13 protein-coding genes are annotated in these 17,388 nt (G+C 54.3%); 8 read left to right on the forward strand and 5 right to left on the reverse strand.

What is annotated here, in order from left to right:
• The first annotated feature begins 3 nt into the window (after positions 1-3).
• From ACHZB8_RS18940 to lexA, 6 genes are all read left to right on the forward strand, one after another.
• On the forward strand, positions 4-1,134 hold the full coding sequence (locus ACHZB8_RS18940; RefSeq protein WP_316862618.1) for an ABC transporter permease: 1,131 nt from the start codon (positions 4-6) through the stop codon (positions 1,132-1,134).
• A gap of 11 nt (positions 1,135-1,145) precedes the next feature.
• The gene (locus ACHZB8_RS18945; protein WP_316862619.1) at positions 1,146-2,183 is read left to right on the forward strand and encodes an ABC transporter ATP-binding protein; all 1,038 of its coding nucleotides are present in this window, start codon (positions 1,146-1,148) and stop codon (positions 2,181-2,183) included.
• Complete coding sequence (locus tag ACHZB8_RS18950; RefSeq protein WP_316862620.1) at positions 2,180-3,217, forward strand: ABC transporter ATP-binding protein; 1,038 nt, start codon at positions 2,180-2,182, stop codon at positions 3,215-3,217. The genes ACHZB8_RS18945 and ACHZB8_RS18950 overlap by 4 nt, the downstream gene beginning before the upstream one ends.
• 2 nt (positions 3,218-3,219) lie before the next feature.
• Positions 3,220-5,736, forward strand: a complete 2,517-nt coding sequence (locus tag ACHZB8_RS18955; RefSeq protein ID WP_316862621.1) for a hypothetical protein — start codon at positions 3,220-3,222, stop codon at positions 5,734-5,736.
• A gap of 31 nt (positions 5,737-5,767) precedes the next feature.
• Positions 5,768-6,844, forward strand: a complete 1,077-nt coding sequence (locus ACHZB8_RS18960) for a glycoside hydrolase family 88 protein (RefSeq protein ID WP_316862622.1) — start codon at positions 5,768-5,770, stop codon at positions 6,842-6,844.
• A gap of 420 nt (positions 6,845-7,264) precedes the next feature.
• Positions 7,265-7,978, forward strand: a complete 714-nt coding sequence (gene lexA / locus ACHZB8_RS18965; RefSeq protein ID WP_316862624.1) for a transcriptional repressor LexA — start codon at positions 7,265-7,267, stop codon at positions 7,976-7,978.
• A 69-nt stretch (positions 7,979-8,047) separates the two neighbouring features.
• Here lexA and ACHZB8_RS18970 read toward each other — a convergent pair whose 3' ends face one another.
• The gene (locus tag ACHZB8_RS18970; protein ID WP_316862625.1) at positions 8,048-10,552 is read right to left on the reverse strand and encodes a ComEC/Rec2 family competence protein; all 2,505 of its coding nucleotides are present in this window, start codon (positions 10,550-10,552) and stop codon (positions 8,048-8,050) included.
• A gap of 159 nt (positions 10,553-10,711) precedes the next feature.
• On the opposite strand from ACHZB8_RS18970, the gene gltX reads away from it, so the two are divergent.
• Together gltX and gltA are read left to right on the forward strand one after the other, a co-directional pair.
• Positions 10,712-12,133, forward strand: a complete 1,422-nt coding sequence (gltX, locus tag ACHZB8_RS18975; protein WP_316862626.1) for a glutamate--tRNA ligase — start codon at positions 10,712-10,714, stop codon at positions 12,131-12,133.
• Between the two features lie 410 nt (positions 12,134-12,543).
• Positions 12,544-13,833: a citrate synthase gene (gene gltA / locus ACHZB8_RS18980; protein ID WP_316862628.1), complete on the forward strand. Its 1,290-nt coding sequence runs from the start codon at positions 12,544-12,546 to the stop codon at positions 13,831-13,833.
• Between the two features lie 109 nt (positions 13,834-13,942).
• On the opposite strand, the gene lpxB is transcribed toward gltA, so the two are convergent.
• The 4 genes from lpxB to fabZ all read right to left on the reverse strand — a co-directional run bounded on the left by lpxB (position 13,943) and on the right by fabZ (position 17,329).
• Positions 13,943-15,100 carry a lipid-A-disaccharide synthase gene (gene lpxB, locus ACHZB8_RS18985; RefSeq protein WP_316862629.1) on the reverse strand — a complete coding sequence of 386 codons (1,158 nt, stop codon included), beginning with the start codon at positions 15,098-15,100 and terminating at the stop codon, positions 13,943-13,945.
• A gap of 92 nt (positions 15,101-15,192) precedes the next feature.
• Positions 15,193-16,062, reverse strand: a complete 870-nt coding sequence (locus tag ACHZB8_RS18990) for a UDP-2,3-diacylglucosamine diphosphatase LpxI domain-containing protein (RefSeq protein WP_316862630.1) — start codon at positions 16,060-16,062, stop codon at positions 15,193-15,195.
• A gap of 2 nt (positions 16,063-16,064) precedes the next feature.
• Positions 16,065-16,862, reverse strand: a complete 798-nt coding sequence (gene lpxA / locus ACHZB8_RS18995; RefSeq protein WP_316862631.1) for an acyl-ACP--UDP-N-acetylglucosamine O-acyltransferase — start codon at positions 16,860-16,862, stop codon at positions 16,065-16,067.
• Positions 16,859-17,329 carry a 3-hydroxyacyl-ACP dehydratase FabZ gene (gene fabZ, locus ACHZB8_RS19000; RefSeq protein ID WP_316862633.1) on the reverse strand — a complete coding sequence of 157 codons (471 nt, stop codon included), beginning with the start codon at positions 17,327-17,329 and terminating at the stop codon, positions 16,859-16,861. The genes lpxA and fabZ overlap by 4 nt, the downstream gene beginning before the upstream one ends.
• Positions 17,330-17,388: the final 59 nt, after the last annotated feature.

Here is a 17,388-nt window from a genome sequence, read left to right on the forward strand (position 1 = left end):
CCCATGTCCATGATAGAAACAGCATTCGAAGACGAAGAAAACAGCAACGCCGAGAGCCTTTATTCCGCCAGTGCGACAACACTGATCTGGTGGCGGTTCAAGAAACACAAACTTGCTGTCATTTCTCTGATCTTTCTGACCTTTGCCTATTTCGTGGCGATTTTCGCCGAATTCATTGCCCCTTACGCACCGAATTCGATCGAACGCATTCAAACCTTCGTGCCGCCACGCATCGTGCGCATCTGGCATGACGGCTCACTGCACCGCCCGTTCGTTTATGAACTCAAGCGCACCCGCGACCCCGAAACCGCTCGGGTGATCTACGAGGAGAATAACAAGAAGGTTCTGCCCATCCAGTTTTTCGTGACCGGAGAAAAATACAAGTTCTGGGGCATCTGGGAAACCAAGATGCATCTGTTCGGCATCGATCACCGCCGCCAGAAAATCAACCTTCTGGGCACGGACAGTCTCGGCCGCGACCTTTTGAGCCGCCTCATCTACGGAGCGCGCGTCACCCTCTCGGCCGGGCTTATCGGGGTGATATTCTCCTTCGTCCTCGGGCTCTTCTTCGGCTCCATCTCCGGCTATTACGGGGGCTGGCTTGATACCTCCATCCAGCGCTTGATGGAATTCATCCGCTCCATTCCCACCATCCCGTTATGGATGGGGTTGGCCGCAGCCTTGCCCATCGCCTGGGACCCTCTCTTTGTCTATGTGCTCATCACCCTGATCCTGGCGCTCATCGGCTGGACGCATCTGGCCAGGGTCGTGCGAGGGAGGTTCCTCAGCCTTCGGTCTGAAGACTTCGTGATGGCCAGCAAACTATGTGGTGCATCCGAGTTCCGGATCGTTACCCGCCATATGTTGCCTGCCATGACCTCCTATATCATCGCAGCCATGACACTGGCGGTGCCGGAAATGATCCTGGGTGAGACAGCCCTCAGTTTCCTTGGCCTGGGCCTTCGCCCACCTGTTGTTTCCTGGGGCGTATTGCTACAGGACGCGCAGAATTTGCGATCCATTTCTCTGGCACCATGGCTCCTTTTCCCGGGCATCGCTGTGGTGCTCGTGGTGCTCGCTTTCAACTTTCTCGGTGATGGTCTTCGTGACGCTGCCGATCCTTATGGCCATTGACGGGGGAAATAATGAATAACAAACCTGCAAACATGCCGCCCGAACGCCTGTTGGATCTCAAGGATGTCAATGTGCATTTCGAACTGCGCGAAGGCATCGTAAAAGCCGTCAACGGCGTTTCCTACCACGTCAACCGCGGAGAAGTACTCGGAATCGTTGGCGAAAGCGGATCCGGAAAATCTGTTGCGGTTCGCGCCATCATGCGGCTATTCCCGAAAAACCTGCATGAAAGCACAGGCCAAATCCGCTTCCAGCCAACTCCGGGAGAAGAAGTCGACATCTCGAGTTTGACTGGCAACTCCCGCCAAATCCGCCAGTTACGTGGCAACCGGATCGGCATGATTTTTCAGGAGCCGATGACAGCCCTCTCCCCTGTTCATTCGGTCGGCACCCAGATCACCCGTACGATCCTGCTGCACCGGCAATGCTCCAAGAAAGAAGCACGGGAGCGCGCAATCGAGCTTCTGGGCAAGGTGCAATTGCCTCGACCCGAGCTTCTGGTCGACAATTATCCGCACCAGTTATCCGGCGGCATGCGGCAAAGGGCGATGATAGCTCTGGCGCTCTCCTGCGACCCCGATCTCCTGATCGCCGACGAACCGACAACGGCTCTGGATGTGACCACGGAAGCCCAGATTCTCGATCTCTTGCGTGGTTTGCAAGATGAGCTGGGCATGTCGATCATCTTCATCACGCACAATTTCGGTGTGGTGGCCGATATCGCGGATCGCGTGTCTGTCATGTATCTGGGGCGTGTTCTGGAAAGTGGGCCGGTGGACGATATTTTCTACAACCCACAGCATCCCTACACCCGTGCCCTGTTGCAATCGGTTCCCCGCCTTGGTCAGGCGCCAGTGAAGCGCCTGAAGACCATTCCTGGCATGGTACCCGATCCCTTCAGCGTACCCAAGGGATGCCCCTTCCATCCAAGATGCGAATTCGCAGTCAAAGGCCTTTGTGACGTGAAAGACCCTGAAATGGTGAGCTTCTCCAACGAGCACGAGGCCCGTTGCCTCAGGGCGGGAAAGCTTGAGGAGGCGGCCCAATGAATGACAGTGTGACCATGCCTGAAATGCCCGATGATGTTCTCATTTCCGTCAGGGGTTTGAAAAAATATTTTCCCATCCGCAAGGGGTGGAGATCAAGCCACGTGGGCGACGTCAAGGCCGTCGACGATGTCAGCTTTGATATCAGGAAAGGTGAGACTTTCGGGCTCGTGGGTGAAAGTGGCTCGGGAAAATCGACCGTCGCCCGCCTCATTCTGCGCGCTTATGTGCTGACCGGAGGATCCATCCGCTTTCGCATGACGGACGGCTCAGTCGCCGAGCTTGGTGAGCTGACAGACAAGCAGATGCGTCCCATCCGCAAGGAAATGCAGATGATCTTTCAGGATCCCTATTCCTCGCTGGATCCTCGCATGACCCTGCTGGAGTTGATCGGTGAGCCCTTGAAGGTCAACAATTATGGCACGGAAGAGCAAATCAAGGAACGGGTTGCCGAGTTGCTCAAAATGGTCGGTCTGCGTCCGGAATATATCCTGCGCTATCCCCATGCATTCTCCGGCGGCCAACGCCAGCGTATCGGCATCGCCCGAGCGCTCGCACTCAATCCCAGCTTCATTGCGGCAGACGAAGCCGTCTCCGCCCTTGATGTTTCGGTTGCGGCCCAGAATATCAATCTCTTGCAGGATCTTCAGGAGAAACTCGGTCTCACTTACATGTTCATCACCCATGATCTCAGCATGGTCGAGCATATTTCCGACCGGATCGGTGTGATGTATATGGGGCGTCTGGTCGAACTTGGAGACACGGACGACATTTTCCGCACTCCCCTGCATCCCTATACCGAAGCCCTGCTTTCGGCTGTCCCCCAGCCTGATCCGCGTCGCCGCAAGGAAGGCAAGAGGATCATCCTCAAGGGCGAAATTGCCGATGCAGCCAATCAACCGACCGGTTGTGCCTTCCATCCAAGATGCCGATTTGCCAAGGACTGCTGCAAAACAGACAAGCCCACACTCAAGACCGTCAATGGCCGTCAGGTGAGCTGCCACTTTGCGGGCGAAATCGAGTTGGCCGGGGTGTAGCCATGAATAAAATGACCGATTCCGGCCAAGGCCGCTTTGCCTGCTTTACCGTGAAGCCAGGAGAAACCTTGACAGCCTGGTCGCTGTCTTCAAGTCATGAAACCCCATATCCCGGCGATATGGCTCTGGCAGAAGACCGCGTTCAATATCGCTTCATCAATGGCTTTGTCGATGTGGGAGACCTGCCTTGCCGAAAGGCCCTTTGGCAGGATGTGGCAAACCGCACGGTTGCTCTTGAAACGGACTGGAAAGTGGAAAGCATCAATCTTCCCGGTTTCAACCGCCGATTGGACTTCTCCGGTTTCTCACATCGCCCGACAAGGCTCAAACGCTGGTGCGGGACCATTTTGAAGCCCAAGGCGGACGGCAACTATGATTTCCGACTTGCCACATGCGGAGGCGTGCATATCTGGGTCGATGGCGTACTTGCAGCCAAATTCGAACCCTTCAGTCGAAACAACGAGCAGCAAACAGACATTTCGCTCCCCCTCAAAGAGGCCGGTAGCGACGTCGTGATGCTGTGCGAAGACCTCGCCGAAAGGGATGTCGACTGGCATGTCGAGGTGACACTTCTGGGCCCGGACACCATTGATAGCCTGATCGATAGCAGCGCCGATGCTTCTGTCATCGATGAACTGATGGCCCTTGCCCGTGACATCCGCCCCGAGAGAGAATTTTGCTCTTCCGGGCCTCTGAGGCTCAAGATTGACAAGCCTGCAAGCCTTGACGTGACGATCTCGGCCCGGGTTCTTCCCAGCGTCCACTTGCGGGACAACCCCCTCATTCTCTCCAGCACGACCACCCTCAAGGCAGGCGATAGGATCGCCCTTGTCGAGGGGATCGACGCGATGCCTGACGCCTATCACGCACTGGACCTTGTCTTTGAGGTGGGAGAAACAAAGGTTGTCCGCCAAATTGCCTTTGCCCTTTTACGCAAGCCTATCCCACAGACGCTTGCCCCCTCCTTGCAGGAGCGGAAGCAGCAGGCCTTGCTCTACGCTGCCGATCACGGAGAGGTCCGCATTGGTCGAGCTCTTGCGATCCTCGCCACGGGTCGAGGTTGTACCGAAATCTGCCGGACCTTGATTGAAACCACTCTCGCATCAATCGATGAACGTCTTGATTGCTCGGACTTCATCATGGTCCCGCTGCTCTGGCTTTATGGAGCCTACCGCGATCAATTGCCCGAAGACCTGAGTGCCAAAATCAAAAAATCGGTTTTGAACTATCGGTACTGGGTTGATGAACCGGGCAATGATGTCATGTGGTTCTGGAGCGAAAACCATGTGTTGTGCTTCCACACATCGCAATATCTCTCCGCGTTGCTGCTGGAAGACGAGACCTTTGTCACATCCGGGCGGACGGGAACCGAGCAATTGAAACTCGCCGAAGACCGCCTTTCCCAATGGTTTTCGTCTATCGAGGGACATGGCTTTGCCGAATGGAACTCGGCCGCCTATTATCCAATCGACTTTATCGGCCTGTTGGCCTTGCAACATTGGGGCAAGGGCTCCGTTTCTGAACGGGCAGCAGCGCTTCTTGGCCGCCTCTTCAAGATGATCGGCCTGCATACGCTCGCCGGAGTACCTGCTGGATCCATGGGCCGCGCCTATGACAAGGAACTGCGCGCCGGACCCTGCACCGAACTGGCACCCTTTGCAACCGTCGCCTTTGGACAGGGCTGGTTCAATGACGGAGTGGCCGCCCTTACCATGTTCTGCATTGGCAATTATGAACCGCCTTCGGAATTGGCTGACCTGGTCTTTCCATCAGCGGGCATGGCCGTAGAGGCTCATTATGTGCAGGGCTACAATATTGCTGCACGTCTTGCCCTTTACAAAACCGCCTCCGTTCAGCTGTCAGCCTCCGTCGACAGCCCCCCCGGAACCAAGGGGCATCAGCAACACATGCTCGATATCCGCTTCGCCGGGCATCCCTTTGCGCGGGCTTGGGTCAACCATCCCGGTGAAGATGATCCCTGGGGCCACCAGCGGCCATCCTACTGGGCTGGCAACGGTTCGATACCGCGGGTCGCCCAGCATGAAAATGTCGCCATGATGCTCTTTGATATCCCCGAAGATCATCGCATCGACTTCACCCACATCTACGCGCCTCTTGATGCCTACGATGACTGGTGTATCCGCGACAACTGGCTCGTTTTGAGATCGCAAAACGGCTTTGCCGCCCTGCGACCGGACGCCCCACTGGAGATGGTGGATCGCGGGCCGGGCGAAAACAGGGAATTCATCTCCCGAGGCAGAAAGGCCGCTTGGGTGGCCATTGTCGGCGATCTGGAAGATGGCGCCGGGCTTGAAACCATTCTCGACATGCTTTCACAACTCACCATCGGCTTCGACAAAGACAAGATGCTCTTGACGCTGGAACGACCAGACAGACCGACGCTTCACCTTTCTTATGAAAAGGGACTGTCAATCGACACCATACTGCACCCATTCCCCAGTCAATCACTCGAACCGGTAATCTCTGTCAAAAATGCCGTTTCGCTGAAGCATCACTGAAGGCAACGCAAGGAATATGAAAGTAGGCAAAATGAACAAGACCGAAGATCTGAACACCCTGCTTGGCAACGTTGCTGTCGGGTTGGCACGTCTCAAAGGCATGAATGAAACAGCACCTTTGAACGAAGGCGGCTTCAAACTGCAATTTGACGAATGGGACTGGGAAGTTGGTGTCGGGATGTATGGGCTCATGCGACATGCCGAGGCTTCCGGCAACAAGGAACTGATCGCCTCGCTCGAGGCTTGGTATGATTGGCAAATCGGGCGTGGCCTGCCACCACGTCAGGTCAACTCCACATCGCCGATGCTTGCCCTCTCGGTACTGATCGACTATGTCGACCGGCCAGACTGGGAAGAGCTCATAAAGGATTGGGCCAATTGGCTGATGACGGGACTAGCTCGTACGGAAGATAACGGCTTTCAGCACGTGGTAAAAGAGCGGATGAACGACGGGGAAATGTGGGATGACACCCTGTTCATGACCTGCCTGTTCCTTGCCAACGCTGGTAAACGCTTTGACCGTAATGACTGGATCGATGAAGCCATTCACCAGTTTTTGCTTCATACCCGATATTTGTCCGACCCTGTCACCGGGCTCTGGTACCATGGCTGGACTTTTCACGGTCGCCACAATTTTGCCAATGCCTTCTGGGGGCGCGGCAACAGCTGGATCACGGTCGCCATTCCAGAGCTATTCATTCTGGTTGGAGATGCCATCCCCGCTTTCGCAGCCCGTTACCTGACGACTGTCCTGCACGCGCAGGTCAAAACCCTGGAAAGCCTGCAACATGAAGACGGCATGTTCTCGACTCTGCTGGATGATCCTGATTCGCCCGTCGAAACGTCAGCCACGGCAGCTTTCGCCTATGGCATTTTGCAGGCTCTGGACCTTGGCTTGTTGAGCGAAGACTACAGAAGCGTCGCAGAAAAGGCTTATGACGCAGTGATTAAACGGATCAATGACGATGGCATCGTGTTGGAAGTCTCGGACGGTACGCCAATGGGGCACGATCTCGATTTCTATCGCAAGATTCCAAATGTCCCGGCTCCGTATGGCCAAGCGCTCGTGATGTTGCTTCTGGTGAAATGCATGCAATTGCAGAATTGAGGCAGAACACGGAATCTCAATCCTTGATGCGCGAAAAACGCATTTATTTTAAAGGTTTACTTGAGGGATCTATCGCCTCTCGAGTAAGCCTTTTCTCATTTTCAAAGCAGCAACCCCCTCGAAACTGCGTTACTTGAAAAAGACCTGCGGAAAGCGCAAGCAAAGAGCCTGACGTCCTCCCAGAGATCAATCTTTCACAACAGCCCTGCCCGTCTTTTGTCTTAAGTAAACCGGTAGACAAAGCACGCCACCAAACAGTCACCACACTCTTTGAAGCCCCGTTAAATCTTCCTTTAGTGCTTGCCGTCAATATTCCTGCTTGCAGAACACAGCAAGAACATGTATATTTTGTTCGTGATTTGTGCCACAGATGTTTCGGTTTTGAGAAACCCGCTAGACCTTCGGATATAGGAGAGGGAAATGCTTACACGCAAGCAGCACGAACTGCTTATGTTTATCAATGAGCGCATTAAGGAAACCGGTGTTCCTCCCTCTTTTGATGAAATGAAGGATGCACTCGATCTTCGTTCGAAGTCAGGCATTCATCGCCTCATCACCGCTCTTGAGGAGCGTGGCTTTATAAGGCGCCTGCCAAATCGGGCAAGGGCTCTGGAAGTTCTGAAATTGCCTGAAGCAAATATGCCGTCGTTCGGCGCACCGGCTCGTGGTTTCTCACCCAGTGTCGTGGAAGGCGGGCTTGGAAAGGCAAGACCGCAAGAATCCGCCACCAGCATCAGGGAAGAAGAATCAAGCGGTGTCTCCGTGCCCGTCATGGGCCGAATCGCCGCCGGTGTTCCCATCTCCGCCATTCAGCATCAGTCACATTCGGTCTCGGTTCCGATCGAGATGCTGCGCGGTGGTGAGCATTTCGCTTTGGAAGTGCGTGGCGATTCCATGATCGAGGCAGGCATTCTTGATGGCGATACCGTTGTGATCAAAAAGACCGATGACGCAACATCTGGAGAAATTGTTGTCGCTTTGGTTGACGACGAGGAAGCCACCCTCAAGCGGATCAGAAAGAAAGGGGCTTCCATAGCGCTGGAAGCAGCCAACCCGGCCTATGAAACCCGCATCTTTGGCCCGGACCGGGTGCGAATTCAGGGCAAGCTGGTCGGCCTTATGCGCCAATACTGATCTTTGTCACATAGGGCCTCATCAGCCTTATGGTAAGCCTTATGGCATGCATGCCATCTGTCGCCGGAGTCAGTCGAGCCGATCCGACCGCATCCAGGGGCGCTGTCCTACAGGCAGCGCCGTTTTTGTTTCAAGCCTCCAGCCCGATTGCCGAACAACCTCGGGCCTTTTCCTCCCCTCCAACCCCTCTTCAAGTGTGGGCCCAGCAACCAGAGCGAATTCCCCGCGACGATCTGCGTCCGGCCTCAAACCGACTCCCTTCTGATTGTCCCGCTTGAATTTGACAAATAGTGCACCCCTTTGCTTGAGTTCATCTTTGCCGATGGTGAGCAAGGGAGCCTCACAGCTTTTCGGTATCGGCAGCTTGCTCACAAGGATTGCGCGACGCTGACACTCCTCTGCAAAGGCTGATGCCTTGCGCACGATGGCAAGAGACAAGGTGGTTTGCTCTCCTCCCGCCTGTAAAAGACCTGAAGCGTAACAGGCTTCCCCATCACAGACGGTCTCGATGGGGACTGCGGATCGATCATCTTTTACCTTGTTTGCCAGACTTTTCCCGCCCAGAACTCTCATATCCCCTTCGGAGCGAATAAGAGACTGAAATTCAAGTGTCATGTGCCTTGATCCAAGGCTTTGCCATGTACCTTCTTGATCGCGATAGGCGACCATCGTCCCCTTTTGAGATATCCATAGATCCGCCTGCGGCCCGCTCCACCAGATGATAAATGCAAGTCCCAACGGTATGATGGCAGCCTTGGCAAGATAACGCCGATGGATTGTGAAGACGCCAAGCGCCAGGATCGAAAAGGGCAAAAACGGACCGCCCGCCTTGACCACCAGATAGGCAGGGTTAGAGGCATCGGATACCAGTCTCGCCGTTTCGATAATCGTCTCCAGCCCGGTCTGTACAATCAAGAGCGGTACGGATTGCAAACCGAAAATGGACAATATGAGAGATACGAGCCCGACCGGCATGACAACAAGACTAAGAACGGGCATCGCTACCAGATTGGCGATGAGCCCCAGGGGAGCCATCTGTTGAAAATGCGCAACGGAAAAGGGCAAAACCGCAAGACTGGCAATCACCGAAGTGAGCCCAATTCCCAACAGTCCCCCTCCAATGCTGTACATCCCCTTCGCGATCACGCCGAACAAAGACCGATCAGCACGGTCAAGAAGGGGCACGCCCATTTGTGACCGTATCCTGATCCGATCATAACAGGCAATCAGCGCAGCCGTTGCCGCAAAGGACATCTGCATGCCCGCCTCAACCACGCCATAGGGCTGAATGAGAACCAGAAAGACAAGCGCCAGCGCCAGATTATGCATGGTAAATGCAGGACGCCCGACGAGGATCGAGACGAGAAAAATCGCTGTCATGACGAAGGCCCGCACCGTGGCAACCGAGCTTCCGGATAGGACGAGATAGCCGGTCGCAAACACCAGCGAGAGCAGCGCAGCCCATTGCTTGGTCGGATAATGGAGCACCAGACCGGGAATGAAACCAAAGGCCTTGCGCGTCAACCAGAAAACAGACATGGCCACCAGCGCCATATGCAGCCCCGAAATGGCAAGAATGTGCGCAAGGCCACTGCGCCTCAAATCATCCTGAACATCACGGGACAGGAAATCCCTCTTCCCAACCGCAAGAGCAACGGCCAACCCGCCCGCCTCCCCGTCAATCCGGTTCCGAATATAGTGGGCAATATCCCCCCGAGCCTGCTCGACCCTGTCACCCCACCAGTGAACAGCCCGTGAAAATGGGGCGTTAGAACTGGTGGGCAAGCGTTCAATGCCACGGGCAAGATATCCTTGCCCTCCAATAGAGCGCGCCCAGAGGTAGCGACCATAATCGAAACCGCCCGGATAAACGGGCTCTTGCAGCTCAGTGAGAAAGGCGTGCATTTTCAACCTCTCACCGACATGAAACGCTCCGTCGACACTTTTGCGCAACAGCAATAGCTTGCGCGGCATGGTGTCTGATGACAGTCGGGAGATCCGCTCGACACGCACGGTCCAGCGCTCTTCGGGTTTTGCCGCAGAGCCCCGATACTCGATGCGTTCCAACTGGCCGGTAATGTCGCTTGAAAAGCTCCGCTTCAGTATCGGGGAGGCTTGAAACGTGCCATGAAAGCTCGCAGCCGTGAGGCCCAAAAGCCCCGCCCCCAATAGCATCAAGGCGAAAACAGCCTGCCCCGCCCTTGCCCGTCGAAATATCCAGCCTCCGATGGCCACACACAAGAGAAGAAGAAGCCAGAAATTGGGCTCGTCAGGCAGCGAGTAATAAGCTGCTGCCCCGGAAGCAAGACCAAGCGTCACCCACAAAAAGCGCGCATTCTGTTTCTCGCAATCCGCGCTCCAATTCTCATGCAGCCTGCAAAACAAGGACTCCATCACGAAACGAGCGCGGACAACGGCTGTCGGTTTTTTAAAAGGAAAAGCCAGCAAAGGCAAAGGCTGGCTTGCCCCTTGAGAGGAAGAACGCACCACAGGGAAAGCCTTCTCATCAATCTGTGATGAGTTATTCGCCTCAAATCGGGCTTTTACACCTTTTTCCTTCTCACTCTTTGCCATCAGGCCTTTCACCCGGGGTGCAAGCTATGCTAGATGCATGACATCTTGAAAATGCCGGCCAACGAGATCAGCCGCACAATGACAATATGTCTTTCAGGCACACAACCGATCTCAACTTCCGGTTCAATATATCCCGAACAGCAGGTTTCTGATAGCATTATGTGTTCCCAGGTTGTAACGCGATTTGCCCCATCCCCGACTGGCTTCCTTCATATCGGAGGCGCTCGCACGGCCCTATTCAACTGGCTTTTTGCCAAAGCAAATGGCGGCAAAATGCTGCTTCGCATTGAAGACACCGACAGAGAACGCTCCACCGATGCCGCGATCAACGCGATCATTGCAGGCATGGACTGGATGGGGCTTTCCTATGATGGCGATCCGATTTCTCAATATTCAAGGGTCGAGCGCCACAGAGAAATTGTCGACACACTGCTCGCCAGCGGAAAAGCCTATCGCTGCTACTGTTCGCCCGAGGAACTTACGGAAATGCGCGAAAAGGCACGGGCCGAAAAACGCCCGCCGCGATATGACGGCACATGGCGGGATCGCGATCCGTCCGAGGCGCCCGAAGGCGTCAAGCCTGCCATCCGTATCAAGGCTCCGCAAGAAGGGGAAACGGTCATCGAGGATCAGGTTCAGGGCACTGTTCGCTTCCCGAACAAGGATCTTGATGACATGATCATCATGCGCTCTGACGGCAACCCGACCTATAACCTCGCTGTCGTTGTCGATGACCATGACATGGGCGTCACCCACATCATGCGCGGCGATGACCACCTGACCAACGCAGCGCGTCAGACCCTTGTCTATCAGGCGTTGGGCTGGGAGGTTCCGACCATGGCGCATATCCCGCTCATCCACGGGCCGGACGGAGCGAAATTGTCAAAACGTCATGGAGCACTGGGTGTCGAGGCCTATCGCGACATGGGATATCTGCCAGAAGCGATGCGCAACTATCTGGTTCGCCTCGGCTGGGCCCATGGGGACGATGAGGTCATGACCACCGAACAAATGATCGAATGGTTCGGCTTTGAAGGCATGAACAAGGCCGCGTCGCGCTTCGACTTCAAAAAGCTCGAGAATCTCAACGGCATTCATATGAGAAATGCCGCTGATGATCACCTTTATGATCAGTGGGTCAGCCTGCTGCCACATCTGGAAGGTGGCGAAGCGTTGCTCGCAAAGATCGATGACGCCAAGAAAGCGCAAATCATGCTGGCCATGCCAAGCGTGAAAGAACGCGCCAAGACGCTCCTTGAACTCAAGGCCGGTCTTGAATTTCTGTTCGACACGCGTCCGCTTGAAATGGAAGACAAGGCCGCGAAATTGCTGACAGATGATGCCCGGCTGTTGCTCGGCGAGCTGGTTCCGAAATTCGAGGCCCTTGGTGAATGGTCGCTCGAAAGCACCGATCAGTTGGTCAGGGCCTTCGCCGAGGAAAAGGAACTGAAGCTGGGCAAGGTCGCCCAACCGCTGCGCGCAGCCCTGACCGGGCGTTCCACTTCTCCGGGAATATTCGACGTGCTCATCATTCTGGGCAAGGATGAAGCCATAGCCCGTCTCAAAGATCAGTCAAAATAAATTTGACTGACAAATAAAAAACCAAAAAGAAGCCGGCTAAATGCCGGTTTTTTTGTTTGTCTTGCTGAATATCCCAAGTTTAGGGGAAATAGTTCCATGGAACTAAAAAGTGATTCCGTCCTTGCCAAAAGGAACGAAACACATCATATTCCAGAAGCGAAAACATTTCGCAAATATTCATGTTTTTCTACTGGAACGCTCATACTTTTGTAGGATAAGATGCTGAAAAATATAAGTTTTTAGCCATTCTCAAGACACATTCAGCCCTAAGACGGCTTGCGATACAGAGAAAAATCAGATACCGAACAAACAATTCCTTCGTCGCCAGGCAGGGCAAGTAGCAACCAAATATGCTTGCCAATGCACCGAAGTGCGACACATAATTGTTTACATATTTTGGGAGTAGCCGAATGAGTGACAAAAAAGCGAAGTTGACTGTTGGTGACCAGACTTGGGAGTTTCCAATTCGATCGGGAACAATCGGGCCTGATGTCATCGACATCGGTACCCTTTATAAAGAAACCGGTATGTTCACCTACGATCCGGGCTTCACTTCGACCGCATCCTGTGAATCAGAAATCACCTATATCGATGGCGACGTAGGCACCCTGCTCTATCGTGGCTATCCAATTGATCAATTGGCCGAGCATGGCGATTTCCTTGAAACCTGTTACCTTCTTCTCTACGGCCACCTTCCAACCGCAGAGGAAAAGAAAGACTTCGATACCCGTGTGACCCGTCACACGATGGTCCATGAACAGATGAGCAAGTTCTACACCGGCTACCGCCGTGACTCCCACCCGATGGCGGTCATGGTTGGTATCGTGGGCGCACTCTCTGCCTTCTATCATGACTCCACCGACATTGCCGACCCGCATCAGCGCATGGTCGCGTCCCTGCGCATGATCGCGAAAATGCCAACCATGGCTGCCATGGCCTACAAATATTCCATCGGTCAGCCATTTGTGTATCCACGCAATGACCTCAGCTATGCTGGCAACTTCCTGCATATGTGCTTCTCTGTTCCGGCCGAACCATATGAAGTGAACCCGGTACTGGCCCGCGCCATGGACCGGATTTTCATCCTTCATGCCGACCACGAACAGAATGCTTCCACCTCGACGGTCCGCCTGGCCGGCTCTTCGGGTGCCAACCCGTTCGGCTGTATTGCGGCTGGTATTGCCTGCCTTTGGGGCCCGGCTCATGGTGGTGCAAACGAAGCTGCTCTCAACATGCTGTATGAAATCGGCACCCCGGATCGCGTTGCCGAGTATGTTGCCAAAGCCAAGGACAAGAATGATCCGTTCCGTCTCATGGGCTTCGGTCACCGCGTTTACAAAAACTATGATCCACGCGCCAAAATCATGCAGCAAACCTGTCACGAAGTTCTGCATGAACTGGGAATCGAGAATGATCCGACCCTTGAGGTCGCTCTGGAACTCGAAAAAATTGCTCTTAACGATGAGTATTTCATCGAGAAGAAGCTGTATCCAAATATCGACTTCTACTCCGGTATCACCTTGCGTGCGCTTGGCTTCCCGGCAGAAATGTTCACTGTTCTGTTCGCTCTTGCGCGTAGCGTCGGCTGGATTGCTCAGTGGAAAGAAATGGTCGAGGATCCATCCCAGCGCATCGGTCGCCCGCGTCAGCTCTTCTCCGGTGCTCCGCTTCGCGACTATGTCGACATCAAAAATCGCTGATAGGGAATATGCTCTCTCAGAGGGCATTCCCCCCCCAACAGCACATATGCGAAAGGCTCCCTCTTGGGAGCCTTTTTCATTTCACAAGCAGCCAGAAACCTTAAGCCACTCAATCTGCCTTTGGCAGATATTGCAGCAGAATACTTGCAACCCTCTCACTTGGAGTTGTATCCGGCAACGTCATTTTCTTGTCGAGCAGTGCCAAAGCAGCTTCTTGCGCCTCTCTTTCTGGAGATGCCTCAAGCAACGGAAGCAAATGAGCGGACAGCGTCTCGGAATTCGCTTCATCGTCAAGAAACTCCGGAATCGCGCTGGACCCCAGCACCAGATTTGTGAGCACGAAGGAAGGCGCCGTCATGAGCCACTTAAACCGGCCCATCAACCAGTCGACTTTATAGGCAACCACCATCGGAATTCCCGAGAGTCCCAGTTCAAGCGTCACCGTTCCTGACGCTGCCAGCGCTGCATGGGCCTGACGAAATGCCGCGAACTTGGCTTGCTCGCCTTCCACGATTTCGGGTTTCACCGACCAACCCTCTAGCGCCGTATCAATGAGGCCCCGTAAATGGGAAACCGCTGGCAAGATCACCCGCAGGTTTGGATAACGAGACCTTGCTTGCTCAACCACCGCGCCAAACTCGGCCATGAGACGGCTGACTTCGCTACGGCGTGAACCCGGCAGAACCAACAAAACAGGAGCGTCAAGCCCGCCTCGTTCCTCGGGCGCTGGACGCAACACATCAAGCCGCTCGATCAGGGGATGACCGACATAGCTGCATGTGGGGCCAGACAGTTCCTTGTGGACTTGCACCTCAAAAGGCAAAAGCGCCAGAACATGATCAACATAACGCGCCATTTTCTTGGCACGTCCCGGCCGCCATGCCCAAACGCTTGGCGATACATAATTGACAATCGGCAGATCGGGTTTCTTCTTGCGAACACGCTTGGCAACTGCATGAGTAAATTCCGGACTATCAATGATGAACAGCAGATCGGGATCGACACGAAAGACATCCTCGACAACGTCCATCCCGCGTCGATAGAGCGATGGATACTGCTTTATGATATTGACGAGCCCCATCACGGCAATCTCGGACAAGGGAAACAGTGTCGTCAATCCTTCCGCTTGCATGCGTTCACCAGCGAGCCCTGCAAACCGAACATGTCCATTGGTTGCCACCTTGATGGCTTTCACCGCCCGAGCCCCAAGCTGGTCGCCCGACTCCTCGCCAATCACAATGTAGATAAGAGCGTCTTTTTGCTCCATGCGATGCCCCCTTCCTTGGTCGGGTCGTCAAACGGTATCAACGAGCAGACAGCTTGATCAATCGGAGATCGTCCCTTGCTGCATTCCTTAGATCACAGGGAGGTGTCATTCAGATTGCGGGACTGAAGAAACAGCCCGACATCCCTTGCCAACTCCAGACACCGACTGCGACTTGCACACAGAACCTCACCTTCGGAGCAGACAATTCCCGCCAACCCGGCTCTTTTTGCATATTCAATCGTGACAGGGCCGATCGTCGGCATATCGAAGCGCAAATCCTGTCCGGGCCTGGCGCGTTTGAGCAGAACGCCCTCTTTTCCAAAAGCCCATCTGGCCCGCTTGTCTTCACGAATCCGGCAAACGCGCTCAAGCATCTGGTCGGTCCCTTCAGGACCTTCCATCGCCAGAATGCGCCCGGCTGCAACCACGACCCCCTGCCCGGCATCAATCGCACCGATGGCATTGGCAGCTCTTGCCGCCAAAGCAATATCAAGCTCACAGGTTTGCGCTTTTGCGTCCCCCAATCGCAGATCATTGCCCACCACGAGCGAAGGTGCCACCTCTGCCACGGATGTAAGCCGCAGTCCACGGCGTTCGAAAAACTGGGCGACGCCTTGCAAAACGCCCTCATCCCCGCCGGATGCGACAATTCGAAGGATTTCAGGAAGAGCCTTGACCGCTCCAAAATCGAGCCGGGTCGTCTTGTAATCGGGACGAGAGGTAATCGCCCCGATAAACAGCACATCACGAATGCCCTGTCGTTCTATGGTGTTGAAAAGCTGCCCGACTTCCCCCCACTTGAGCCATATGTGAGGATGCAGCTCGATCCTTTGATCAGCCTCGCCGGAAACGCCAAACAGAAAATAGGGTCGCCCGGACATGCGCAAAGCATCAGCGACCTCAAAGGGAAGATCGCGTCCACCGGCAATGATGCCGACTGGCCCATCCCCGGCGTCAGTCATGATCAATCCTTATTGTTGCGAGGTGTACACAGGGACTTCTTGGTATCCTTGCGAATGAACTCGACGATTTTCATGACATTTTCATCAGCGGCGTAGTCTTCCGCCACACGATCAACCCGTTCCATCATCGTGCCTTCATCAGCAAAGAGCATCTGATAAGCATGACGAAGATTGTGAATGGTTTCACGGCTGAAGCCCCGCCGTTTGAGACCGACAAGATTGAGACCTCCAAGATGGGCCCTGTTGCCGATCACCGAGCCGAAGGGGATCACATCATTCTCAACGCCGGACATACCTCCGACAAAGGCGTGTTCGCCGACTCGGGCAAACTGGATGACCGCAGACAGACCGGCAATGATCGCATGATCTCCGATTTCGCAATGGCCTGCGATGGTGGCATGATTGACCAGAATAACATGGTCGCCGATGATGCAGTCATGAGCAATATGCGCACCGACCATGAGGTGGCAATGATCCCCCACCTTGGTGAGGCCTCCACCGCCTTCAGTCCCCGGATTGATGGTCACATATTCGCGAATATTGACATGATCACCGATCTCAAGCCCGACATCTTCACCCACAAATTTCAAATCCTGAGGGATCAGGCCAACCGCAGCAAAAGGGAAAATCTCGACATTCTTGCCAATTCTCGTGTTCCCATCAATAACCACATGAGAATGCAGCTTACCCCCTGCGCCAATCACGACATTGGAGCCGATAATGCAATATGGTCCCACCTCGACATCATCGGCCAGTCGAGCACCTTCAGAGATAATGGCGGTTGGGTGAATTTTGGTCATTTCGCAGATTGGTCCCCGATCAGCATTGCACTTACTTCGGCTTCAGCAACTTTAACGTCATCGACCTTGGCCTCACATGCAAATTTCCAGATATTTGAACGGTTCTTCACCTTCTGAACATGCACATACACCACATCACCAGGAACCACCGGTTTACGGAATTTCGCTTTTTCAATCGTCATGAAATAGACAAGGCTGGGGCAATCCATGTCATCGCGGCTATTCACACAAAGCGCACCGGCGGTCTGCGCCATTGCCTCAATGATGAGAACGCCAGGCATCACCGGCTGTTTTGGAAAGTGGCCCTGAAAGTGCGGCTCATTGATCGTAACATTCTTGATACCAATGCAACTGTCATCGCCATCCATCTCAATAATCCGGTCGATCATGAGAAATGGATAACGGTGCGGCAACAATTCCAAGACGCGCATGATGTCAGCACTATCAAGGGTCTTTTTGTCTTTCATGGTCTGGTTCCTTCAACAGCGTCCCAAATGCCTCCAATCCCCCGGTCGAGACATCTGAT

The organism is uncultured Cohaesibacter sp., assembly GCF_963556055.3.
GTDB lineage: Bacteria > Pseudomonadota > Alphaproteobacteria > Rhizobiales > Cohaesibacteraceae > Cohaesibacter.